Genomic DNA, 2249 nt, shown 5'->3' with positions numbered 1-2249 from the left:
CTGTCAAATTATGCAAAATCCGATCATAAACTACAATTGCTTCATTCAAACCATTGATGATAGGGTAGTAAGAGAAGTTTTGTTTGTTTATTTAATTTTGTGCTCGATAGTTGGCAATTTAATGGAGAAATTGTGTGAGCTTATATCTCAGTGAGAGTTTCCTTGTTTTTGTTGTGTTTGAAGAAATGACGCGGTTATAGATTTTACTGTATCTCATTGTATGATGCTTTTATTAACATATTTTGATCGTTTGAATCTTAAAAATTATTATCATTTTGTTGTATTTTTATTTTTGGGAAATGAGATAAATTGAATATTATGTTTCTTTAAAATTCATTATTTCTTCGCGTTTTGGGGGGATTAATTTTCTAGCGCTTTGCACTATAACTCTCAGCATTTTAGGGGATGAATCTTTAAATGGATCGTCATCCTCAATGATATTTTTAAATTTTTTGTTCTTTCTTTACATAAAATACAAAACATATTATGAAGTTTTGTCATTTATCAGAAAAATAGCAAAATAACATTTTTATTTTATTCTTATTGTATTTAATTTGCAGTTTATTGTTTTGCCAGCATTTTTTGTTTTTGTTGAAAAAAGAAAGTTTTGAAAAGCAATGATAATCAAGGTATCTAATAATCGCTTGTATTCGTGCGTTTTTACAGCAGCTATTTTTTCTTTTTTGTTAAACATAAATATTGAGGTACATTCTCGCTCATTTGTATTACCGTCATGCGATGAAAACAAATTACCTTATGAATGCAGTGATGGTGCAAAGCATACAATTAATGATAAAAAATATAAGTTTACGGTACCTGTTAAACCAAGGAATGAGGAGGGGAGTGGTCTCACCTTGCCTGCTGCTATAGAAGTACAGGAGCCAAATACAGTTATTCAGGCAATGCGTATAGAGGTTGAAGGGACTGCGGGTATAGAAGATCTTTATGGTGCTGTTGTATCACAAGAGGGAAAAATTGTCTTGAGCGATTCAGCTTTTAAAAATGTATCAATAGGTCTTAAAGCTGATCATGGAATAATTGAGGTCAATCGTGGAGAAATTGAAGCTTCTCAGGTCGCTGCTTATGCAGAAAAGGTAGGAGCATCTATTACGTTAACGAATACAAAAATTAAAGTGGAAGGTCAGGATATTGGTCAAGAGAGTGCTCTTTTCGTTAGGTCTGGTGCGGATATTCAGATGAAAGGGGGATTTATTGATGTGAATGATGCTGCTGCGCTTTATGTGGGGAGAGGGGGGCGTGCAACTTTAGATAATGTCACCATTACTTCAAAACGTCAAAAAATAGGACATAGAGAAAATACAAATGAAAAAATTACACATACAGTTTTTAATGTAAAACAACAGGGTTCTGTTTATTTAAAAAATGCGAATATTGTTTCTACGGATGTTCATGTTTTAACAGTTGGACAAGATTTGAGCACGCAATCTGGGGGCGGCTTGAAAGAGAATATTTTAATTTTACGGGTTAATATTGAAGATTCAACAATTAAAGCAATGGGGAACAAATATGGTATGTATTTTAAAATGGGAGGAGAGAATAATGCGTTCGAACAGGGACTTGTTTTTTTGAAAAAGACGGTTTTTGAGATTCCAGCTGGAACAGCTATTCATAGTCATAACAGTCGGAGTTATATTGGAGTAACAGAAGGCACAAAAATTTCTGGTGATTTATTGTTAACAGCTGAAAAAGGGGGGACTGTAGCGATTTTGGCAGATTCTTCTTCATTAATAGGAGGAACTCGTGTTGATGATAATTCTATTGCTGAGCTTTATTTGACAAGAGGATCAAAGTGGTTTTTGACAGAAAGGAGAGAGATAGATTCGCACGCTGCAAATCGTACAAGTTCGTTTATTTCATTTATAAAACTTTCTGATAGTTTTATTGCTTTTGAAACTCCAATGTTTCACGAATATCAGACACTTTATATTGGGAAGGGAGAAAAGGAAGTTTATAGTGCGCAAGATAAGGCGGATATTTATCTCAACACACATCTCAAGAGTGATGGTTTGCTCAATAATAAAAAGACAGATCGCCTTTTGATACACGGTGATGTTTCTGGAAAAACGACAGTTTATGTGCAATTTGTTGTAGGAAAGCAGGGGGAGATAGCGACGGGTGAAAATGCTCATAGTATTTCACTTATTCAGGTGTCTGGAAAAGCGGCAGAAGATTCTTTTCAGTTAAATCGTGCTTATATTGCATTAGAGGGTTTGCCTTACCAATATTAT

Annotated in this window: 1 pseudogene; it reads left to right on the top strand. The window is 34.1% G+C overall.

Annotated features, from left to right (window positions below):
- Positions 1-617: 617 nt before the first annotated feature.
- Positions 618-2249: pseudogene (locus BN338_RS06995) on the top strand (autotransporter outer membrane beta-barrel domain-containing protein); the annotation flags it as partial.

Source organism: Bartonella queenslandensis AUST/NH15 (assembly GCF_000312585.1).
Taxonomy (GTDB): Bacteria; Pseudomonadota; Alphaproteobacteria; order Rhizobiales; family Rhizobiaceae; genus Bartonella; species Bartonella queenslandensis_A.
The sequence above is the reverse complement of the archived record's forward strand: the minus strand, read 5'-3'. Positions and strand labels throughout refer to the sequence as shown.